The following is a 21,378-nucleotide window of genomic DNA, read 5'->3' as shown; positions in this document are numbered from 1 at the left end:
CATGACGAGTGAATCCTCCGTTGCCAATCAGAAGACAATGGCGACCGTAAAACCTGATGTCGCAGCAGTCGCGCCCAAGTTGCTTACACGCATGCTGGTAGCACTGTTAGAGCAGCTGAAAGTTGGTCAATTGACACTGCGTGATGAGAACGGTTGGCAACAAAGCTACGGTGACCCTCAATCAGACTTAGCGGCTGAGATAGTCGTACTCGACAGTCAGTTTTACAAAGCAGTTGTTAGCGGCGGCAGCATTGGTGCTGCAGAAGCCTACATGAACGGTTGGTGGGACAGCCCAGATTTGACCATGGTGATTCGATTGATGGCGGCTAACATGGCCACCCTCGATGCCATTGAGTCGCAGTCTAGTCCGTTAAAGCGCTTAATCATGAAGCTAGTGCACAAATTCAATGGCAATACTGTGTCGGGCTCTAAGCGCAACATCGCCCATCATTATGACCTCAGTAATGCGTTCTATCAGTTGTTTCTTGATGAAACCATGATGTATTCAAGCGGTGTATATCCTGACGCTGAGTCATCCCTGTTGCAAGCCTCTGAGCACAAGTTAAAACTGGTGTGTGATGATCTTGAGCTAACAGATGCTGATCATTTGCTGGAAATTGGCACTGGTTGGGGCGGTTTGGCTTGTTTTGCCGCAAAGAATTACGGCTGCAAAGTCACCACGACGACGATTAGTTACGCTCAATATCAGTTTGCTCAGCAGCGCGTTAAAGATGCAGGTTTAGAGCAGCAAGTTACCGTATTAAAAGAAGATTATCGTAAGCTGCAAGGTACTTATTCAAAGTTGATCTCAATCGAGATGATCGAGGCGGTCGGCTATGAACATTTGTCGACGTTTTTCGACCGCTGTTCGAGCCTGGTCAGGGACAACGGTAAGATGCTGTTGCAGGTGATTACTATCGCTGACCAGCGAGAGCGCTACTACCGCCGCAATGTTGATTTTATTCAACGATATATTTTCCCCGGCGGCTATCTGCCATCGGTGGCTGTGCTGGCTGATAAAGTTGCTCAATATAGTGACTTGGCCATTCGGCAAGTACGCGACATTGGTCTCGATTACGCGAGAACCTTAAAAGATTGGCGCGATAATTTTGATGGTCAGTTGGAGCAGGTTAAAGCACTTGGTTTTGACGATAGATTTATTCGCATGTGGCGTTTCTACCTATGCTATTGTGAAGGCGGATTCCATGAGCGCTCGATCAGCACAGTGCAAATGGTTTTGGATAAACCGACTCGCTAACCACTAGCAGACACCGACAAAGGAATTGCCATTGCCAAAACAAACCGCATTACCTGAGCTGCCCAAGTCACCTTTGTGGTGGATGTTGCTTAACATTTTTGCATTTCAGTTGTGTTGGTTTAGTTTGGTAACACTAGGAAATGCTGCGGTTCCTTGGGTCATCGCATGGCTGATTGGGCACTGGTCGTTATCTCCTACTGCCGATTCAGACCGGTACCTGATGGGAGTGTTTGCCGCCATTGGTATCATTGCCGAAGGGTTTCACCTGTACAGCGGGGTGCTGGTATTGCCGAATCATGGCGGGCCGGTGCCGCCACTTTGGCTGATCGCTTTCTGGCCTCTGTTCGCAACCCTGCTAAATCACAGCATCCGTTGGTTAATACCCCGTCCATGGCTAGGAGCAGGACTTGCTGCAATTGGCGGCTGGTTGAGTTACTTTGCTGGCGCCAAGCTGGCAGGAGGCTATTTAGATCAAACGACCTCCTTTGTGATTGCCATTGAATGGGCCATTTTGTTCTACCTCAGTGCCATATGGTTGGTACCGAAGTCATTTCAATTCACCAAATAGCCATCATGTTCAACAGATAGATCGCCATATGAACTGATCCTTGGGTTGTTGTTTTACTTAAAACAAATAACAACCAAGGAGCGTTTATGTCTAGGTCAACGACTACATATCCCCCCGACATCGTTCAGCTTTCTCTAAAAATACAACGCCGGCTGGCACTTGTAATGCTGTCAGTGTGGCTGGTGGTATTTGCGCTAGCGCCGGTCAATGCCGCGAGTATGGGAAGTGCACCAGCTGGCGACAAGGCAAGCAGCTCACAGTCGAGAGATGGTTTAAGTGAGCTAATGTCCGATCAGTTCATGCTTGGCAAAGCCGACTTTGACTGGCTGTGGTGGACGATTTACCAAGCCAAGTTATTCCACCCGACCGGCCAGTTTGACTTTAACAATCTGCCGGGCACTGTGTTGTTGTTGAACTATCAGATGGACATCGACAAAGAAGATTTGCTCGAACAAACCATGGAGCAGTGGCAGCAGCTTGATATTGGCGATCACCAACAGCAAGCCCAGTGGCTGACGCAGTTGCACCAGCTCTGGCCCGACGTCACAGAAGGCGATGAGCTGATTGTTCAGGTGGCGAACGATGGTAGTTCGGAGTTTTGGTTTCGTCGCGGTAGTGAATTGAAAAACTTAGGGCGTATTGATTCCGCCAGTTTTACTCGCGATTTTTTAAGTATTTGGTTGCTCGAGCGGGCAGAACATCAGCAATTTCGACTAGCGCTACTAGGCGCCAACTAAGGAGTTTCGTTAATGCTAAATAGGCTCAAGAGCGTCGGCGCAATAACCGTCAAGCCCATGTTGTTGGTCATTGTTGCTGTCATGGTTGTGGTTACGGTCGGTTGCTCGCAGTCGCTCAATGATTACCAAGGTCAAACCGGTGAATTGGATGTCAAACAATACTTTGATGGCAAGCTCATGGCCTGGGGCATTGTCAGCGACCGCAGTGGCGTGGTGAAGCGCCGTTTTACCGCGACGATTGATGCGAGTTGGCAAGGCGATACGGGAGTGCTCGACGAAGTCTTTCAGTTTGACGATGGTGAACAGCAGACCCGAATTTGGCAGCTCTCCGTCAATGGTGACGAAATTACCGGCACTGCCGGCGATGTGGTCGGCGAGGCCTCAGGTAGCGTCGTTGCTTACGCAATGAACTGGCAATATGACCTCATTATCGAAGTGGATGGCGAAGAGTGGGTGGTAGGGGTAAACGATTGGCTCTACCAAGTTGATGACAACGTCATTATCAATATCGGCACTCTGCGTAAATTTGGTCTGGAGGTCGGACAGGTGGTGCTGTTTATGCAAAAGCAGCACTAAAGCAGCAATAGGGCTAACAGCAGCGTACCTAAGGCGGCGGATAAAAAAGGGCTCCAACAGTGTTGGAGCCCGTGACGCAACGGGGTTTACATAACGGGTTTGTTAGTAACCTCGTTAAAATGAATAAGTGCTAGTGAGTCGAAGCTCCTTGTTTTACCAGTAGACGGTAGTGATGGAGCAGCGGCTCGGTGTAACCACTAGGTTGATGCTCGCCCTCGAAGATCAATGCTCTGGCTGCCTGAAATGCCAAACTTTTATCTGGATTCGCCGACATCGGCTGATAGCCCGCAGTCCCTTCATTTTGTTGGTCTACTACTTGGGCCATCCGCAACATCGCCTTTTGCACCTGGCCATCATTGCAAATGCCGTGATGGAGCCAGTTAGCAATGTGCTGACTTGAAATCCGCAACGTTGCTCGATCTTCCATTAGGCCGATGTGATTAATGTCGGGTACTTTGGAGCAGCCCACACCGAGATCGATCCAACGAACGACATAGCCCAAGATGCCTTGAATGTTGTTTTCCAACTCGCGGTCGACGTCCTCGTGGCTGAAGTTTTGCTGGCTCTCCGCCATCAGCGGTATGGTTAAAATATCTGCCAACTTCGCAGTTGGCCGCTGTTTCAGGCCTTGCTGCACAGCAAATACATCAACGTCGTGGTAGTGCAGGGCATGCAGAGTCGCTGCTGTTGGCGATGGAACCCACGCGGTATTGGCGCCAGCGCGAGGATGATCAATCTTAGTTTTCATCATTTGCGCCATTTCATCAGGCATTGCCCACATGCCTTTACCTATTTGCGCTTTGCCCGGCAAGCCACAAGCTAGGCCAATATCAACATTCCAGTTTTCGTAGGCTTTTATCCATGTTTGTTCTTTGATACTGGCTTTGGGCAAGAACGGACCGGCATGCATGCTGGTGTGGATCTCATCGCCTGTGCGATCCAAAAATCCGGTATTAATAAAACACAATCGCTGTTTGGCTTCGCGAATACATGCTTTGAGGTTGACCGTGGTGCGGCGCTCCTCGTCCATGATGCCGATTTTTACAGTGTTAGCAGCTAGCCCGAGCATCTGTTCAACCCGTTCAAAAAGATTACAGGTAAACGCTACTTCATCTGGGCCATGCATTTTCGGTTTCACAATATAAATACTGCCGGTTCGCGAATTACGGAAGCTGTCAGTTTCTGATTTTTGTAAGTCTTGCATCGCAATCAGGCAAGTGACCACAGCATCAACAATACCTTCTGGTGCTTGCTGACCATGCTTGTTCGACATTAAGTCCGTCGTCATCAGCAGGCCAACATTGCGGCACAGCAGCAGTGAGCGACCATGTAAGCGAATTTCTTCGCCATTTTTGCCGGTATAGAAGCGGTCTTTATGCATCCGTCGCAACATGGTGCTACCCGATTTCTCAAATGAGGCATGGAGATCGCCACGGATCAGTCCTTGCCAGTTACGGTAGGCATGAATCTTATCTTCGGCATCAACGGCTGCCACTGAGTCTTCAAAGTCCATGATGGTGGTGACTGCCGACTCAATGAGAATGTCATTGATGCCAGCTAAATCATGCTCACCAATACGGCCCTTGCGATTGATGATCAGCTCAACATGAAGGCCATTGTTTCTCATCAGAATCGCCGTTGGCTGTTCTTTGTGGCCCGTTAAACCAACAAATTGGCAAGGCGTGTGGAGACCGCTTTGGGTGCCATCTGGGAAACATGCCAACAAGTGTTTGTAATAAACCACATAGGCGCTGACGTTGTGGTGAGAGCCGTGCTCTAGCGGAAAGACCCGATCTAAGTAATCTTTAGCTTGCTTGATTACCGCGTTACCGCGAGCTTCGTTGTAGCGCTTACCGGGTTTCAAACCATTGACACGGGGAATGACATCGGTGCCATACAAAGCGTCGTATAAACTACCCCAACGAGCGTTAGCGGCATTCAGAGCAAATCGCTCATTGGCGATCGGTACAACTAATTGTGGTCCGGCGATGGTGGCAATCTCACGATCGACATTGCTTGTTTCGATCGTGAAGTCATCGCCTTGGTCGCGCAGATAACCAATGCTGGTTAAAAACTCTTGGTAGTTGTCGGCATCGAAGCGTTCACCTTGGTGTTGATGGTGATAGTGATCGATTTGCTGTTGTAAGCGGTCGCGAGTGTCCAGCAGTGATTGGTTCACTGGGCTGAGATCATCCACGAGTTGCTCAAAAGCTTGCCAGAACTGCACTGGATTCAGGTCAGTGGCAGGTAGTACTTCGTTATTAATAAAGTGATAGAAATCCTGATTTATCTGGCTGTTTTGTTGGGCTGGCATTGTCATGGCCTGATCCTCCGAAACTTAGTCTCTCCAATACGCAATACGTTGTTGCGTGATTTTTTGTTGATCCCTAGCTGCGGCTGCTGCGTCCTTGTTGAACTTGTTGGTCGTTCACTTTGTGCAGCACCTCTCATTCATGCCATTGAATGACGGTTGCCGTGCTCGGTTATTTTGTAGTCTAGTGAAAACGAAACTAGAATTTCACAATAAAAATTTCACACTGTGAATTTTACAAAATGAAGCCAACAAAAAGCTTAATGAGAAAGAGTCACTTTCTCGGTACCAAGATTAGAAACCTACGCAAACGTAACCATTTAACCATGGAAGATTTGTCGTCACGCTGTGTTCGACTCGATCCCGAATCTGCACCGTCGGTGTCGTATCTTTCGATGATTGAACGCGGTAAGCGGGTACCGAGTGTTGCCATGTTAGAGGTGATTGCTTCGGTATTTCAGAAACAGCCGGACTGGTTTCTTGATGATGTCCCAGAAGAGCAGGCGATTACGCCGAACAAAGGCTCGCGCGGCGGCATCGATGGGATGGCGCTAGAGCCAAGCTTTTTGTTTTCTAATGACATTTTGCAGATCGCTATTCCTGAAATGTTGTCTCAAACGGGTACCACAGGACGCCAGTTTGCCCACCTCTTGATCCGTGCCCACCAAGAGCACCATCAGAATCATTTTCCCGATTTGGAACGAGCAGCGGAGGAAATTGGCCAAAAACGAATGCCCCTTAGTATTGATGAGCTGATGGAAATCATTGGTCGATTTGGTGTCAAATTAAAGTGGTTTGAGCGTGCTCCGAGTGATATTCACACGACGATTGGGGCAACTAGCAAAGGGGTGACTACATCGTTTTTTGAACCGCCTCATACCCTCCACTTGAACGAAATTCTCAAGCAGTTTCCGACCCGGTTAAAGTATGACTTGGCAGTACACATCGGCCATTGCGTACTTCATAACAAAGATGGCCTAAAAAGCATCATGCGGGTTGGCGGCCATGATTCAGATCTAGTTGATGAACATGGCAATGCCGCGGTGCAGTCATCGACCATGGATCAACAAGACATTCTTCATGCTTGGCGCGATTTTGAATCGAGCTTTTTTGCCGGCGCACTGCTTTGTCCAAAAGTCCCGTTTCGTCAGTTATTGGATCGCCATGGATATGAAATTGCGGTAAACAAAATGATCGATGTCTCGGCCTCGGTCGCTATGCGCCGAATGACCGCAGTGTCTCCTTATGCTCACTGGCATTATTTTGATGCTTACGCACCGGGAAAGTTGAAAGCTGTGTATCGAGGCAATGGAATTCCATTACCTTGGGGCAACATGCGAGCGGTAGAAGATCCTTGTCAGCACTGGGCGGTGTTTCGGATGATCAATCAACCTGCGAAAGGCACTTCTGCGCAAATCTCGATCTTGAATGTTGGCAATGAACCTCGGATCTATTGTTGTGAATCGGTCAAAGTGAAGGACTTAGCTGGTAACAGTCATGTGCTTTGTGCCGGAATCGACTTGAATCCGGCAATTGATGCCCAGGGTGGTGACAGTCTGACGTTGGCTGATGATTTGCGACGCATCTGTGTCGCTGGCGGTGGTTCTGCAAAAATGCCGATTAAGATTCAGGATGACTTAATGAGTGTTGCTCGAATTTTGAATATCAACTGGATTGAGCGCGGTATCTACAATGATGCCCGATTGATTTGTTCGCGCGGTGCTGCTTGCCCGAGGGAACCCAGCTGCTATGAGCCGCTGCAAAGCCTGATCTGACCAGTTTAGGCTAATTGTTGCGCATAGCTGAACGGGTTAAAATACGAGCCGAATTTGATCGACTCACGTATATCAAAGATATCGTTCTGGCAAAACAAACAACCGTTCGATGTTAGGGAGCCCAATTGCCAATTTCCAAGTTTGTCCGGTCCGTTGTTATCGGCGCCAGCCTTTGGTTATCAAATGCTGCTGCCATAGACCAGCCGACCTTAACACTGGCAACTCACAATCTATGCCCTTACGGTTGTTACCCAGTCGGCGTGTCTAAGGCTAATAATCCCCAGTTTAGTGGTATTGCTGTGAAAACAGTGCAGTGTGTCGTGGCGCAAATGGGCTGGCGCTTGGAAGTAAGAGTGCTGCCATGGACTCGAGCCCAGCAAATGGCTCAATCTGGTGAAGTTGATGGTTTTTTTGCGGCCTCGCAAAAAGCCGAACGGGATGAGTTCGCGGTTATGTCGGATACCATCGCTGAACAAAACTGGCAGTGGTTCTTGCTGACTGACTCGACTTTTGATCCCAACGATGCCAGTTTCAAGAATCAGGCGCGAGTCGGAGGATTTGACGGTTCCAATATGCTGGCCTGGCTCGAAGCCAATGATTTTCAAGTGGTCGCTCGACCACCTGGGACAGAGAAGCTGTTGCGCACGTTGTTAGCTCAACGTGTTGATGCAATTTTAGCAAATGAGCGTGTGATGACCGAGTTGCTTGTGCGTCGGGGACAACTGTCAGAAGTGAAGTCGTATCCGTTGTTGAATAAGCCGCTTGGGGTGTATTTCGATAAACGATTTGTCTCCCGCAATCCCGAATTTCTGGCCAAATTTAACGCTCAAATCGCTAACTGCCGCCACGATTAACCGTCGCGGCGTTGGCGAAATAGTCGTTATTTGCCTGCAATGCCCTGAGCAATAGCTTTTTGGATAGCGACGATGTTAGCGCCGCTTTTAAATTGCTTCACGAGTGGTTCTTTACTGCTCGAAATCCAAATTTTTAACTCTGCATCCATATCAAAGGTGCCTGCGGTTTCCACCGCAAATTGGCTGATTGATTTGAAGGGAATCGAGTGGTACTCGACTTTTTTGCCAGTGACGCCTTGCCGATCAACCAGAATCAAGCGGTATTCGGTGAACACGAACATGTCGCGAATCAGTTTGTAGGCCTGGGTAATGCTCTCGCCGTCAAACAAAATATTGTCGAACTCGGCTTGGAGCTCTTCACTATCGATTTCAGATGCATTGCCCATCAGGCCACTCAGTAGTCCCATGGTTACTCCCGTATTGATTTGATTGCAGTACTTGTCGATTGCAAGCTTATGCCAACTGGCTCATTTTGCGAGTTTTTATACTAGCTTTTTTCTTTGTTGAGTACGGCGACAAGTAATACATAAAAGCACAGGACGACATTGAATAGGGGAATTTGCAATGCTGAGGGCATCGAATAAATGGCTACTACGGCTGGGATCCACACCAGCCAGTTAGAGGCGATGTTGGCGGGAATATTTAGCGTGAACGTTTGCCGATTCAACGCAGCGCGCCAGCGTTTAAAGCTGAATCCCTGTTCTTTCCATAAGAACGTCAGAGCGACTAAAGGCGCGGCATAGAATGCGCTGTAGATAAACTGGTCTACTGCCACTTTCTTTGCCAAGGTGATGATGTCGGTGCCATGGCCAAACAAGTCGCCCTGGAAGCGATATAGGGTATCAACACAGGCTCCTAACCATGCCCACAACACCAAGTAAAACGCCAGTTGAGCGATTGGTTGTCGTTCGATACGGCCTGACAGCAGTAGATAGATAAAAGGCAGAAGACCGCCAAAAAATGCCGTCGAAACCATTGCATAGCCAATACCATACTGGGCTTTTAAGTCGGCGAAGAAATCGAATACGGGTAGTGTAGCCGGCACGAAGTAATAGCAAAGCACTAAAGCTGCAGCCAACGACTGCAATGCGATAGCTGGCTTTATGTTCTGCAAGAACGCAGCTTTTATCATTGATAACAACATATTGCCGATAATTCCTGAAATGGCCAGTGAGTTAAGCTGTGAGGATGGTATCAATGGCATGACAAACGGCAAAGCCGTTTATCAAATTTCATCATGGCAGAATTTAAATACGTTGAGGGTGCCGCAATTAATGCAAATAAGACAGGTCGGGTAGCTGAGCATTATCGGCAGAGCAAATTAGCTGTTGGTGCGGAATGCCTTCTTCCATGAATACTGGGCCAACAGGGTTGGCGGCACATTGGGTAAACTTTGCTAAGTCGTCAAGCTCTGGCTTCATGTACACATCGGCCAGCTGTTGGTGGCGAGCAACACGAAATAGGCTTTTGGTGATCGCTAACCCCAAGCCTTGATTTCGGTGCTCCATGACCACTGCAATGCGTCCCATTTCTCCGTTGCGACAAAGCCGCCCGGTACCAACTGGGATGCCTGCGCGATCGCAAGCCAGGATATGCCAAGCATTTTCATCTTTGCCGTCAAACTCACTGCGTGGATCGACGCGAAGCTCGCAAACAAAAACACGATAGCGAACTTGTTGTAATAGTTGCCGTGCATCTTGCCAGTTAACCTGACGCACTTGGAATTTACTTACCATGGGTTTCGCTTTGGTCAGAAATGGTAACAAAAAAGCGTAGCCTAGCTGGTTAAAAAATCAACAATTCTAATGGTAAGGTTCTATTTTCGTTGGCAATAATACGCTACGGCAAGCACTACAAAACTGTTGTTGTTGACTGATTGGTAATTAACTATTTGATCTTTATAAAAAATAAAAAAGGGAGCTTGAAAGCTCCCTTCATCATTTTATCGACAATGCGTTATGCGAGTTCATCGACAAATTCGATGGCGCGGCCGATGTAGCCAGCTGGCGTCCATTGCTTCATTTCATCTTTTACTGCCTCAGGCAATTCCAAGGTATCGATAAATGCAGCCATGCCAGGGCCATCGACTCGCTTACCGCGTGTGAGTTCCTTTAGCTTCTCGTATGGTTGCTCGATCGCGTAGCGGCGCATCACTGTTTGTACTGGCTCGGCAAGTACTTCCCAGTTCTGATCCAATTCAGCAAGCAACGACTCTTCGTTAACTTGTAGTTTGCTGATGCCTTTGAGAGTGGCTTGAATAGCAATTAAAGAATGAGCGCAGCCAACGCCGATGTTACGCAATACGGTTGAATCCGTTAGGTCACGCTGCCAACGGCTGACCGGCAATTTTGCCGCCAGGTGACCAAACAGCGCATTGGCGATGCCAATGTTGCCTTCTGAGTTTTCGAAATCGATTGGGTTTACTTTGTGAGGCATGGTTGAACTACCAATCTCGCCGGCAATTGTTTTTTGCTTGAAGTGACCCAGAGCGATGTAACCCCAGACATCGCGGTCAAAGTCAAGCAGTACGGTGTTGAAACGAGCATAGGCATCAAACAGCTCGGCAATGTAATCGTGAGGCTCGATCTGCGTGGTGTACGGATTCCAAGTTAGTCCTAAGCTGGTGACAAATTCTTCTGAGAACTTGTGCCAATCAACATCTGGATAAGCAGACAAGTGCGCATTGTAGTTACCGACAGCACCGTTGATTTTGCCGAGGATCTCAATGCCTTTTACTTGTTCAAGCTGACGCCGCAAGCGAATGTAGACGTTGGCCATCTCTTTACCCATGGTGCTTGGTGAGGCTGGCTGACCGTGGGTACGAGACATCAATGGAATGGTTTTGTATTCAACGGCAAGTGCTTTGATAGCGTCAGTTAATTGCGTCATGAATGGCACTAACACGTCGTTACGTGCTTCACTCAACATTAAGCCATGAGACAAGTTGTTGATGTCTTCTGATGTACAGGCAAAGTGAACAAATTCACTGACGGCATTCAATTCTGCGTTGTCAGCAATTTGCTCTTTGATGAAGTATTCAACCGCTTTAACGTCGTGGTTGGTGGTGCGCTCAATATCTTTGATGCGTTGAGCGTTGGCTTCGGAGAAATTGGCAACCAGTGCATCTAACACTGCGTTGGCTTCATCAGATAATGCAGGCACTTCGGCAATGGCTGATGTTGCTGCGAGTTTTTGCAACCAGCGTACTTCGACGGTTACCCGGTATTTGATCAAGCCGAACTCACTGAAGTAAGGGCGCAGATCTGCAGCTTTGCTGCCATAGCGGCCATCAACAGGAGAAAGTGCGGTAAGAGAGGATAATTCCATGGGGTTGCTCCGATGCCTCGATTAACGATTAAAACGAAATAATGGATTTGGTGGCGGCGACCATTTTTTTCCGACCCAGCAGAAATTGCAGTCGGTTGCCACCAAGCTGACGCCACAATACGGCGGCGCGAACGCCAGCGAGCAGAGTGGCTCGAATTTTGTTCTGATTAGCGGTTGGTTTCAGGTTGGCTGGTGCGCCGGCGACCTGAATACGCTGGCCGACAGGGCTGACGATATCGCTGTAGATAGACGCCAATCCCGATATCATTTGGTCATCCAATAACTCAGAATGAGCTAGCTGACGCTTACTGTGTTCGATACGCTCAGCCAAAGCAGCAAAGGCGCCGTTGGCTTTGCGTAATCGGCGTTCCAGTGCCAATAGGGCGACGCTATAGCGGAATACATCCATATTCCGCGGCTGTGATTTTGGTTCGATGTGTGACAGCAGATGGCGGGCACCAGTACGAACATTACCGATACCACCGAATACATCTGCGGTATCGTCTGGCTCGGTCAACAAAATACTGTTCAGGGATATTTCCAGCAAATCTTGATCAGCATTGCCGTTGCGAGCGATTTGGCTAACGACGTAGGCGCTTTGACAAACAGCCGAAAGGGCAATCATTCGTTCGCCATAAATACTCATGTCGGTCATTCAGCAACTGCTCCTGCTTGTTCTGGACTGCGGATTAACTGATCGATAATCGCACCGCCCATGCATACTTCCTGTTGATAGAACACCACAGATTGACCAGGTGTGACTGCAATTTGTGGCTCATCAAATACCACTTCGACTTTGCCATCCTCGATCGGCGTGGCGGTAGCCGGAAGATCTTGTTGGCGATAGCGAGTTTTCACCGTGCAGCGAGTCGGGCCTACTAATGGCTCTCGGCTCACCCAATGCTGTTGTTCAGCAATCAAGCCGTTGGAGAACATGCGCGGATGATCAGCGCCTTGAGCGACAATCAATTCGTTACGTTCAAGGTCTTTGTCGACCACATACCAAGGATCGGTAGAGCCATCTTTACGGCCGCCAATTCCAAGGCCTTTGCGCTGCCCCAAGGTGTGATACATCAAGCCTTGATGCTGCCCCATTGCCTCGCCATCGACGCTCATAATGTTGCCCGGTTGAGCAGGCAAGTAGCGCTTTAGAAAGTCGGTGAATTTGCGCTCGCCAATGAAACAAATGCCAGTTGAATCTTTTTTCTTGGCAGTGATGAGGTCTTGCTCTTCGGCAATGCGGCGCACTTCTGGTTTTTCCAATTCACCAACAGGGAATAACGTGCGAGCAACGTGCTCTTCACCCAAGGTGTAGAGGAAGTAGCTCTGATCTTTGTTGTTATCTAAGCCGCGCAGCATTTGCCAACGGCCATCGATTTGGCGACGACGAACGTAGTGGCCTGTGGCGATGTAATCAGCCCCCAGATCGTCACAAGCGAATTCAAGAAACGCTTTAAACTTGATTTCCTTGTTACACATAATATCCGGGTTCGGGGTGCGGCCAGCTTTATACTCGGCCAAAAAATACTCGAACACACGATCCCAGTATTCGGCAGCAAAATTAATGGTGTGAAGCTCAATACCTAGTTTGTCACAAACGGCTTGGGCATCCGCTAAGTCTTCAGCCGCTGAGCAATACTCATCGGTGTCGTCTTCTTCCCAGTTCTTCATGAACAAGCCTTCAACCTGATAGCCTTGCTGTTTCAGCAAATAGGCTGATACAGATGAATCCACGCCGCCGGACATACCGACGATCACGCGTTTTTCAGAGCAATCATTGATGACAACATCAGTCATGATAGAGAACAGTCCTCACACTATTTTTGGGCGCGCGATTCTAACACGATTCTGGTCAGACCGTAAGCATCGAAACCTGCTTGGATCGGATTAGTGTAATTGGCAGTGCAATAAGTCCAATGAAAACCGTTTACCGGCGATGTAATCGTCGGTACAGGTCAACACAAACTGGCTACGTAAGGAACGTTTTGCAATGTCGTCGCGACTCAGCCAGTGGCAGGCATGAATTGCAGGGTCAATGGGCAATAATGCCGGCGATTCAGCTAGTTTGGCATAAAAGCAAAAGCGCAAGTAAACCACCTTGCCGCTCTGGTTGGGAAACTGATAGATGCCAACTAACCCCTCAGGCTCAAGTTGCAAGCTGGTTTCTTCGTGAAGCTCCCTTTTGGCCGCCTCGATAAGGGTTTCGCCAGCTTCGATGTGGCCCGCAGGCTGATTGAATTGCATGTTGCCGTGGATGTTCTCTTCCACAAACAAAAAACCCTCAGGCGACTCAATTACCCATGCAACGGTAGTGTTTGGACGATAGCGCTCGGTCATTGGTTGTCCTTATTTGGTGGGCAACTAGCTTTGCCCAAGTGTCATCTGGAGGCCGGTGTATCGGCCCGTTGCCATTGGCCATTGGCAATGCCATCGAGCGTCCAGCGGCCCACGCGGTAACGAATTAACCGCAAAGTTGGGTAGCCAATGGCGGCAGTCATACGCCTAACTTGGCGGTTGCGACCTTCCACGATACTGATCTCAAGCCAACTATCGGGGATCGATTGCCGTACTCGAATTGGCGGATTGCGAGGCCAGATGTCGGGCTCATCAATGCGTTTGACTTGCGCCGGTAGTGTCATGCCATCTTTTAGCTCGACGCCATCTCTAAGCAATTGCAGATCTAACTCGCTGGGCTCGCCTTCAACCTGAACCCAATAGGTTTTACGCGTTTTCTTGCCGGGCTGGGTCAGCTGGGCGTTGAGCTTACCTGAGTTGGTCAGTACCAACAGGCCTTCGCTATCGCGATCGAGCCGTCCAGCGGCATAGACATCGGCGACTTCGACGAAATCTGCAAGGGTTTTTCGACCGGCTTGATCGGTAAATTGGCACAGCACATCAAATGGTTTATTGAACAAGATGACCTGAATTGGCCCTTTGGTCGTCTGGTGATGTGCTTTTCGGTTTTGCTTTGTTGCTCGATGGTGGTGGCCGCGACGAGGCGGTTTGCCGCTCCGAGCGCCATTGCTGTTGGTTGAATTTGCTTTGTTGGCAGGACCAGAACGTGTCATTGATTGGCAAAAATTTGATGAATAAACGCTGCAATCTTAACAAACAAAAAGGCAACGCCGAAGCGTTGCCTTTTATCAGATTGAATTGTTACTCATTTGGCTTAAAGTGCGGCCAAGGCATTGTTGAAGGTTGCACTTGGGCGCATTGCTTCGGCACCTTTGGCATCGTCTGGCTGGAAGTAACCGCCGATATCCATGGCTTTGCCTTGTACTTCGTTCAGCTCGTTAACAATAACTTGCTCGTTGTCCGTCAATGCTTTTGCCAGAGGGGCAAACTGTGCCTGCAACGCTGCATCTTCAGTTTGTGCTGCCATCGCCTGGGCCCAGTACATTGCCAAATAGAAATGGCTGCCACGGTTATCCAGTTCGTTGACGCGACGAGATGGTGATTTGTTGTTATCGAGGAACAAGCCGTTTGCGACATTCAATGCGTCAGCCAGTACTTGCGCTTTGGCATTGCCTGTCTTAGCTGCCAAGTCTTCCAGAGATACTGCCAGAGCAAGGAATTCACCCAGAGAATCCCAACGCAAGTGGTTCTCTTTCTCGAACTGCTGAACATGCTTAGGAGCAGAGCCACCGGCGCCAGTTTCAAACAATCCACCACCTGCAAGTAGCGGTACGATAGACAGCATTTTGGCACTGGTGCCCAACTCTAAGATTGGGAACAAATCGGTCAAGTAGTCACGCAGTACGTTGCCCGTCACCGAGATAGTGTCTTGGCCAGCTTTGACTCGATCCAGAGTGTAAGCCGTTGCATCGACTGGTGCTAAGATCTTGATTTCCAGACCGGTGGTATCGTGCTCAGGCAAGTAGGCATTGACCTTTTTAATCAGATTGGCGTCGTGGGCACGATTTTCATCAAGCCAGAAAACCGCTGGATTACCTGTTGCTTTGGCGCGGTTTACACCCAACTTGACCCAGTCTTTGATCGGTAAATCTTTGGTTTGACACATGCGGAAGATATCACCTTCAGCAACGGTATGCTCCATCAGTGTCTCGCCAGCTTGGTTGACGACGCGAATAGAACCTGTGCCCGGCGCTTTAAAGGTCTTATCGTGAGAACCGTATTCTTCAGCCTTCTGAGCCATCAGACCAACGTTGGCAACGTTACCCATAGTGGTCACATCGAAAGCACCATTGGCTTTACAGAACTCAATCGTTTGTTGGTAAACACCGGCATAGTTACGATCTGGGATCATAAACTTAGCATCGGCTAGCTGACCATCCGGGCCCCACATTTGGCCAGAAGAGCGGATTGCCGCAGGCATCGAGGCATCAATGATGACGTCGCTTGGCACGTGGAGGTTGGTGATACCGCGGTCAGAATCAACCATTGCCATCGCTGGGCGGGTTTCATAAACGGCTTGCAGATCGGCTTCGACTTCCTCGCGCTGCGCATCTGGCAGGCTGGCGATCTTGGCGTAAACATCGCCAACACCATTGCTTGGATCCACACCCAGCTGTTCAAACAATGCTGCGTGCTTTTCGAACACTTCTTTGTAGTAAACGGTGACGGCGTGGCCGAACATGATTGGGTCAGAAACCTTCATCATGGTGGCTTTTAAGTGTAAAGACAGCAGCACGCCTTGCTCTTTCGCTTCTTGTGTTTGCGCTTCAAAGAATTCGCGCAACTTGGCAACGCTCATGACCGCAGAATCGATGACTTCGCCTGCTTGCAACGGCGTCGACGCCTTCAGCACTTGCGCTTCACCTGATGCAGCAACATATTCAATTTTTACGTCATCGGCCTGTTCAACAATGACCGATTGCTCACTGCCGTAGAAATCACCCTCGCTCATGTGAGCAACGTGAGATTTTGAGTCAGCAGCCCAGGCACCCATGGAATGAGGGTTCTTCTGAGCGTATGCCTTCACTGGTGCTGCAACACGGCGGTCTGAGTTACCTTCGCGCAATACCGGGTTTACTGCACTACCCAGAACTTTGGCATAGCGAGCTTTAATTTCGGCTTCGGCTTCGTTTTGTGGTTCTTCTGGGAAGTTTGGAATGTCGTAGCCGTGTTCTTGTAGCTCTTTAATGGCGGCGTTTAGCTGCGGAATGGAAGCACTAATGTTCGGCAACTTGATGATATTGGCTTCTGGTGTTTTGGCTAATTCGCCGAGTTCAGCCAAGGCGTCGGAAATACGCTGCTCTTCGGTCAGATTTTCAGGGAAGGTTGCGATAATACGGCCAGCGAGAGAAATGTCCCGAGTTTCAACGCCAACATCGGCGGCTTTAGCAAATGCTTCAACAATAGGCAGTAAAGAATAGGTTGCCAGGGCAGGGGCTTCGTCAGTTTTGGTATAGATAATCTTTGAGGTTGGCTCAGACATTTAGTTTCCCTTTTAATTAAATATTTTTCGTCACCAGCAGCTGTGTGATTCGCATTCTGGGAGATGCAGATGCACGTCAGAGTGTTAAGTCGATCAAAAAAACGGCGGACATTATAGCAGTATGTATGGCAATAGAATAGTCGTGAAAAAAGCCCGTTTTCAATGGTGTAATTCTTTTATTAACAATGGGTTATGGAGATGCTGAATAGGACTTGATGAGTGCCTTTGACCAATGTCTAAAGCTGAAAGAAAAAGTATATAAATAACAACAGGTTAAATTTACAATGTAACAAAATAGAAAAAGCAGGCCGAAGCCTGCTTCATAAAATATAGTTCTAGGTACGTTATTTCTCGTCGCTAACCTGCGAGATTTTGAGCGCATGATTACCCTTGGGGCCTTCGTGCAACTCGAACTGTACTTCCTGTCCCGCCTTTAGTGTGCGATAACCATCCATTTCGATGGTAGAGTAGTGCGCAAACACATCCTCACCACCGCCATCTGGACAAATGAAACCGAACCCTTTGGCGTTATTGAACCATTTGACTTTTCCGGTAGCCATACTTCTACATCCTTCCATTTACGACTGAACTTTGTTCTGCCAAAATCAATGTGTGACAGACGTTGATTGAACAAAATTTGTACCTTTGGCCACTCTAGTACAAAGTTCGTACGAGTCAAGGAAACGTTAATACAAAGTTGGTAATTTGTGCGGTTAGTTGAATGTGCGTTATCGCGCGAATTTTCGTATATCGGTTTGAGCTACTATTGATTATGAGTGAAAGAAACACAGACTTGGCCCATGAAGATGTGGTCGAGTCGAAGCCTGAATTACAAGTTAGAGAGCCAAAGCTGTATCAGGTTTTGCTAAACAACGATGATTACACTCCGATGGATTTTGTCATCGATGTGCTGCAACGGTTTTTTGCTCATTCACCTGAGCGAGCGACTCAGATCATGCTGGAAGTCCACAACGAGGGACGCGGAATTTGTGGCGTATACACCCGAGATGTCGCTGAAACCAAGGTTGTCCAAGTCAATCAGTATTCGCGTGAAAATGAGCATCCGTTACTTTGCTCGATGGAGAAGGCGCAATAATTGCATTGATCCCAACCGCATTACCATGAAGTACACCTTAGTAGGTGGAATGATTAGTAAGGGGCGTGCCTATGTTAAATAAAGAGTTAGAAGTCTCGTTGAATGATGCATTCCGAGAAGCCCGTAACAAGCGTCATGAGTTTATGACGGTGGAGCACTTGTTACTGGCACTTCTCCAGAATTCTGCGGCGGTCGGAGCCTTAGAAGCGTGTGGCGCTGACATTGACCGTTTGAAAGTTTCCCTCACCGAATTTATCGAACAAACAACCCCTCTGATACCAACCGAAGATCAGGAACGTGAAACCCAGCCTACGCTTGGCTTTCAGCGCGTGTTACAGCGTGCCGTGTTTCATGTCCAGTCTTCTGGGCGCAGTGAAGTGACTGGCGCCAATGTGTTGGTTGCGATGTTCAGCGAACAAGAAAGCCAAGCGGTTTACTTCCTTAAGCGCGAATCTGTATCTCGACTCGATGTGGTTAACTTTATTTCACATGGAATACGTAAAGTTGAGAATTCAGGCAGCGAATCTTCCGCGTCTAACCAAGACCGCTTGGACAATGACGTTGAGAGCTCTGAGTCGGCCCCAGCGAGCGATTCAGTGTTGGCCAATTTTGCAACTAACCTCAACGCGTTAGCTGCCGAAGATGGTATCGACCCATTGATCGGCCGAGAAGACGAATTAGAGCGCGCCATCCAAGTGTTGTGCCGCCGGCGCAAGAATAATCCGCTACTGGTTGGTGAAGCTGGCGTTGGTAAAACCGCCATTGCTGAAGGTTTAGCCTATCGCATTGTGCAAGGCGAAGTGCCAGACATTATTTCCGACAGCGTGATTTATTCGTTGGATTTGGGAGCATTGCTGGCCGGTACCAAGTACCGCGGTGATTTTGAAAAGCGTTTTAAATCGCTGCTCAAAGAGCTGCAAGAAAAGCCTCACGCCATCATGTTTATCGATGAAATCCACACGATTATCGGTGCCGGCGCTGCATCCGGCGGTATGATGGATGCGTCAAATCTGATCAAACCACTGCTAACCAGCGGCCAATTGCGCTGTATCGGTGCAACCACTTATCAGGAATATCGCGGCATTTTCGAGAAAGATCGCGCCTTGGCGCGTCGCTTTAAGAAAATAGACGTGCCTGAACCAAGTGTTGAAGATACCACCAAAATTCTGCTCGGCTTGAAAGCACGGTATGAAGAGCATCATGGTGTTCGTTACACCAAACCAGCAATTAGCGCAGCAGCAGAGTTGTCCGCTAAATACATTAATGATCGACATTTACCCGACAAAGCGATTGACGTCATCGATGAAGCCGGCGCTCATACCCGCCTAGTGCCCGTGAGTCGTCGCAAGAAGACTGTTGGTGTTAATGAAATTGAGTCCATTATTGCCAAAATGGCGCGGATCCCTGCCAAGTCGGTGTCATCAACAGATAAAGATGTGCTGAAGAACCTTGGTCGCAACCTGAAAATGGTAGTGTTTGGTCAAGACCGGGCCATTGAGGTGCTGTCTGACGCAATCTTGTTACAACGTTCTGGGTTGGGACAAGAGCAAAAACCTGTAGGTAGCTTCTTATTTGCTGGGCCAACTGGTGTCGGTAAAACAGAAGTCACTCAGCAGTTAGCTAAGCTCATGGGTGTTGAATTGATTCGCTTTGATATGTCTGAGTACATGGAACGCCACGCGGTTAGCCGATTAATTGGTGCACCGCCGGGCTATGTTGGTTTCGACCAAGGCGGTTTGCTGACTGACGCAGTGTTGAATCATCCTCACAGTGTGGTGTTGTTAGACGAAATCGAAAAAGCCCATTCCGATGTCTACAACTTGCTACTCCAGGTGATGGATCATGGCACCTTAACGGATAACAATGGCCGCAAGGCTGATTTCCGCAATGTCATTTTGGTGATGACCACTAATGCCGGGGTGCAGGAGACGGTGAAAAAATCCATTGGTTTCCAAGAGCAAGACAACAGCACTGACGCCATGGGTGAAATCAATCGCGTGTTTACCCCTGAGTTTCGTAATCGACTCGATAACATTATTTGGTTCAACCACTTGAATGAAGAAGTGATTCAGCAGGTTGTTGATAAATTCATTGTCGAATTGCAAGCTCAGTTGGATGCCAAAGGCGTATCCCTTGATGTTGATGCTAAAGCGCGCAAGCACTTGGCTGAAAAAGGCTATGATAAATCGATGGGCGCTCGACCAATGTCGAGGGTGATTCAAGAATCAGTGAAAAGACCTCTGGCCAATGAGCTACTGTTTGGCTGTTTAGCCAACGGCGGCTCGGTCACCATTACCTTGAAGCGCGGTAAGCTAGTCTTTGACTACGGTAAGGAAACGGCAGACTGCGCTACCTAGCAACGCCAACGCTGGATTTGTTCCAGATACAAAAAGGCCCGCGAAAGCGGGCCTTTTTGTTGGAAACTTTTGAGCGAAAATTAACGAGCACGGAATACGATACGACCTTTACTCAAGTCATATGGGGTAAGTGCTACAGTTACTTTGTCGCCGGTCAGGATGCGGATGTAGTTCTTGCGCATCTTGCCACTAATGTGGGCAATAACCACGTGACCATTTTCTAGTTCCACTCGGAACATAGTATTCGGCAGGGTTTCCAGAACCGTGCCTTCCATTTCAATGCTGTCTTCTTTAGCCATTCAGGATTCTCGTTCAACTGCCATGAGTGTATGGACCTATTTAAGCGCGCGGAATTGTGCCCGAAATCCCTATGACTGTAAAGGTTAGGTTGCCGATTTTTTACTCATACGCCATTTGCCATCGATGAATTTTTCATTTGGTTGGAATTTTGTTTTGTAATTCATCGCTTGGCAGGCATCGATTTGATAACCCAGATAGAGATATTTTTTACCAATAGCCTTGGCTAGTTCAATTTGTTGCAGAATACAGGCGCTACCGAGCGAACGGTGGGCGAGTTCGGGGGCAAAGTAGGTGTACAAGGCCGATAACCCATTCGGTGTCTCGTCGGTGATTGCAACAGCAACCAACTGATCTTGATACCAGCACTCCAAATGCAGCACCGATAGCCAATCGCAGCGACCGAACTGAATTAATTGTTGTCTATCTGGCGGGTACATTGTTCCGTTGCGATGACGCTGCTCTATATAGCGACTATAAAGTGCAAAGTGTTCATCACTCACGTCATCGGTTACCAACCATTGATAACTTTTTGATTTAGCAATGACCCGCTTTTGGCTCTTGCTTGGGGTAAAGTCGGCGACCGCTATTCTTAGTGATTGGCACGCGTTGCAGTTGGCGCAGTGCGGGCGGTAAACATCCATGCCACTGCGTCGAAAACCGTGGGCCAACAAATAGTCGTAGCCATATTCGTTCATTACCCGTTGATCGAGCACAAAAAGCAGTTGTTCCTCATTGCCGGGAATGTAGCTACAGCTGGACGGCTGGCTAAGTGCCAGACGAGCGCGCTGATCGTGTTTCCAAGGGTCTGAGCTCATGTCGAG

Annotated in this window: 21 protein-coding genes; 8 read left to right on the top strand and 13 right to left on the bottom strand. The window is 48.6% G+C overall.

All coding sequences use genetic code 11. The annotated features are described in order from the left end of the window. The first annotated feature begins 1 nt into the window (after position 1). The 4 genes from CBE68_RS13020 to CBE68_RS13005 all read left to right on the top strand — a co-directional run bounded on the left by CBE68_RS13020 (position 2) and on the right by CBE68_RS13005 (position 3,139). Entirely contained in the window at positions 2 to 1,258 is a 1,257-nt protein-coding gene (locus CBE68_RS13020) for an SAM-dependent methyltransferase (RefSeq protein ID WP_087506531.1), read from the top strand. A gap of 31 nt (positions 1,259 to 1,289) precedes the next feature. Beyond that, a complete protein-coding gene (locus CBE68_RS13015) occupies positions 1,290 to 1,826 on the top strand; it encodes a DUF2878 domain-containing protein (RefSeq protein ID WP_143824557.1) in 537 nt (178 codons plus the stop codon). Positions 1,827 to 1,912: 86 nt separating this feature from the next. Further along, positions 1,913 to 2,563 carry a chalcone isomerase family protein gene (locus CBE68_RS13010; RefSeq protein WP_143824556.1) on the top strand — a complete coding sequence of 217 codons (651 nt, stop codon included), beginning with the start codon at positions 1,913 to 1,915 and terminating at the stop codon, positions 2,561 to 2,563. Between the two features lie 12 nt (positions 2,564 to 2,575). Continuing rightward, positions 2,576 to 3,139, top strand: a complete 564-nt coding sequence (locus CBE68_RS13005) for a DUF3833 domain-containing protein (RefSeq protein ID WP_229744627.1) — start codon at positions 2,576 to 2,578, stop codon at positions 3,137 to 3,139. Between the two features lie 130 nt (positions 3,140 to 3,269). On the opposite strand, the gene CBE68_RS13000 is transcribed toward CBE68_RS13005, so the two are convergent. Continuing rightward, positions 3,270 to 5,459, bottom strand: a complete 2,190-nt coding sequence (locus CBE68_RS13000; RefSeq protein WP_087506528.1) for a malate synthase G — start codon at positions 5,457 to 5,459, stop codon at positions 3,270 to 3,272. A 233-nt stretch (positions 5,460 to 5,692) separates the two neighbouring features. On the opposite strand from CBE68_RS13000, the gene CBE68_RS12995 reads away from it, so the two are divergent. Both CBE68_RS12995 and CBE68_RS12990 read left to right on the top strand, forming a co-directional pair. Beyond that, positions 5,693 to 7,225, top strand: a complete 1,533-nt coding sequence (locus CBE68_RS12995; RefSeq protein ID WP_087506527.1) for a DUF3612 domain-containing protein — start codon at positions 5,693 to 5,695, stop codon at positions 7,223 to 7,225. A gap of 125 nt (positions 7,226 to 7,350) precedes the next feature. Beyond that, positions 7,351 to 8,079, top strand: a complete 729-nt coding sequence (locus CBE68_RS12990; RefSeq protein WP_087506526.1) for a substrate-binding periplasmic protein — start codon at positions 7,351 to 7,353, stop codon at positions 8,077 to 8,079. A 26-nt stretch (positions 8,080 to 8,105) separates the two neighbouring features. On the opposite strand, the gene CBE68_RS12985 is transcribed toward CBE68_RS12990, so the two are convergent. From CBE68_RS12985 to cspD, 10 genes are all read right to left on the bottom strand, one after another. Next, on the bottom strand, positions 8,106 to 8,486 hold the full coding sequence (locus CBE68_RS12985; RefSeq protein ID WP_087506525.1) for a PH domain-containing protein: 381 nt from the start codon (positions 8,484 to 8,486) through the stop codon (positions 8,106 to 8,108). A gap of 80 nt (positions 8,487 to 8,566) precedes the next feature. After that, positions 8,567 to 9,223, bottom strand: a complete 657-nt coding sequence (locus tag CBE68_RS12980; RefSeq protein ID WP_087506583.1) for a hypothetical protein — start codon at positions 9,221 to 9,223, stop codon at positions 8,567 to 8,569. 127 nt (positions 9,224 to 9,350) lie between these two features. After that, positions 9,351 to 9,815 carry a GNAT family N-acetyltransferase gene (locus CBE68_RS12975; RefSeq protein ID WP_143824555.1) on the bottom strand — a complete coding sequence of 155 codons (465 nt, stop codon included), beginning with the start codon at positions 9,813 to 9,815 and terminating at the stop codon, positions 9,351 to 9,353. Positions 9,816 to 10,035: 220 nt separating this feature from the next. After that, entirely contained in the window at positions 10,036 to 11,406 is a 1,371-nt protein-coding gene (gene purB, locus CBE68_RS12970; RefSeq protein ID WP_087506523.1) for an adenylosuccinate lyase, read from the bottom strand. Between the two features lie 28 nt (positions 11,407 to 11,434). Beyond that, positions 11,435 to 12,061 carry a high frequency lysogenization protein HflD gene (gene hflD, locus CBE68_RS12965; protein ID WP_229744628.1) on the bottom strand — a complete coding sequence of 209 codons (627 nt, stop codon included), beginning with the start codon at positions 12,059 to 12,061 and terminating at the stop codon, positions 11,435 to 11,437. After that, complete coding sequence (mnmA, locus tag CBE68_RS12960; RefSeq protein WP_229744629.1) at positions 12,058 to 13,203, bottom strand: tRNA 2-thiouridine(34) synthase MnmA; 1,146 nt, start codon at positions 13,201 to 13,203, stop codon at positions 12,058 to 12,060. The genes hflD and mnmA overlap by 4 nt, the downstream gene beginning before the upstream one ends. A 90-nt stretch (positions 13,204 to 13,293) precedes the next feature. Beyond that, a complete protein-coding gene (locus tag CBE68_RS12955; RefSeq protein WP_087506522.1) occupies positions 13,294 to 13,743 on the bottom strand; it encodes an NUDIX hydrolase in 450 nt (149 codons plus the stop codon). 41 nt (positions 13,744 to 13,784) lie between these two features. Continuing rightward, positions 13,785 to 14,474: a pseudouridine synthase gene (locus CBE68_RS12950; protein WP_087506521.1), complete on the bottom strand. Its 690-nt coding sequence runs from the start codon at positions 14,472 to 14,474 to the stop codon at positions 13,785 to 13,787. A 101-nt stretch (positions 14,475 to 14,575) separates the two neighbouring features. After that, on the bottom strand, positions 14,576 to 16,804 hold the full coding sequence (locus tag CBE68_RS12945) for an NADP-dependent isocitrate dehydrogenase (protein ID WP_087506520.1): 2,229 nt from the start codon (positions 16,802 to 16,804) through the stop codon (positions 14,576 to 14,578). A 344-nt stretch (positions 16,805 to 17,148) separates the two neighbouring features. Then, the gene (gene cspD / locus CBE68_RS12940) at positions 17,149 to 17,364 is read right to left on the bottom strand and encodes a cold shock domain-containing protein CspD (protein WP_087506580.1); all 216 of its coding nucleotides are present in this window, start codon (positions 17,362 to 17,364) and stop codon (positions 17,149 to 17,151) included. A gap of 212 nt (positions 17,365 to 17,576) precedes the next feature. On the opposite strand from cspD, the gene clpS reads away from it, so the two are divergent. Together clpS and clpA are read left to right on the top strand one after the other, a co-directional pair. Beyond that, complete coding sequence (gene clpS, locus CBE68_RS12935; RefSeq protein WP_087506579.1) at positions 17,577 to 17,900, top strand: ATP-dependent Clp protease adapter ClpS; 324 nt, start codon at positions 17,577 to 17,579, stop codon at positions 17,898 to 17,900. 71 nt (positions 17,901 to 17,971) lie between these two features. Next, the gene (clpA, locus tag CBE68_RS12930) at positions 17,972 to 20,257 is read left to right on the top strand and encodes an ATP-dependent Clp protease ATP-binding subunit ClpA (protein WP_087506519.1); all 2,286 of its coding nucleotides are present in this window, start codon (positions 17,972 to 17,974) and stop codon (positions 20,255 to 20,257) included. Between the two features lie 80 nt (positions 20,258 to 20,337). Here the strand turns inward: clpA and infA are convergent, their stop codons facing one another. Then, complete coding sequence (gene infA / locus CBE68_RS12925) at positions 20,338 to 20,556, bottom strand: translation initiation factor IF-1 (protein ID WP_087506518.1); 219 nt, start codon at positions 20,554 to 20,556, stop codon at positions 20,338 to 20,340. An 84-nt stretch (positions 20,557 to 20,640) separates the two neighbouring features. Further along, on the bottom strand, positions 20,641 to 21,372 hold the full coding sequence (locus CBE68_RS12920) for an arginyltransferase (RefSeq protein ID WP_087506517.1): 732 nt from the start codon (positions 21,370 to 21,372) through the stop codon (positions 20,641 to 20,643). Between the last annotated feature and the right edge of the window lie 6 nt (positions 21,373 to 21,378).

This window comes from Neiella marina, assembly GCF_002165625.1.
Taxonomy (GTDB): domain Bacteria; phylum Pseudomonadota; class Gammaproteobacteria; order Enterobacterales; family Neiellaceae; genus Neiella; species Neiella marina.
Note: the sequence above shows the minus strand (reverse complement) of the source record. Positions and strands in the feature narration are given on the sequence as shown.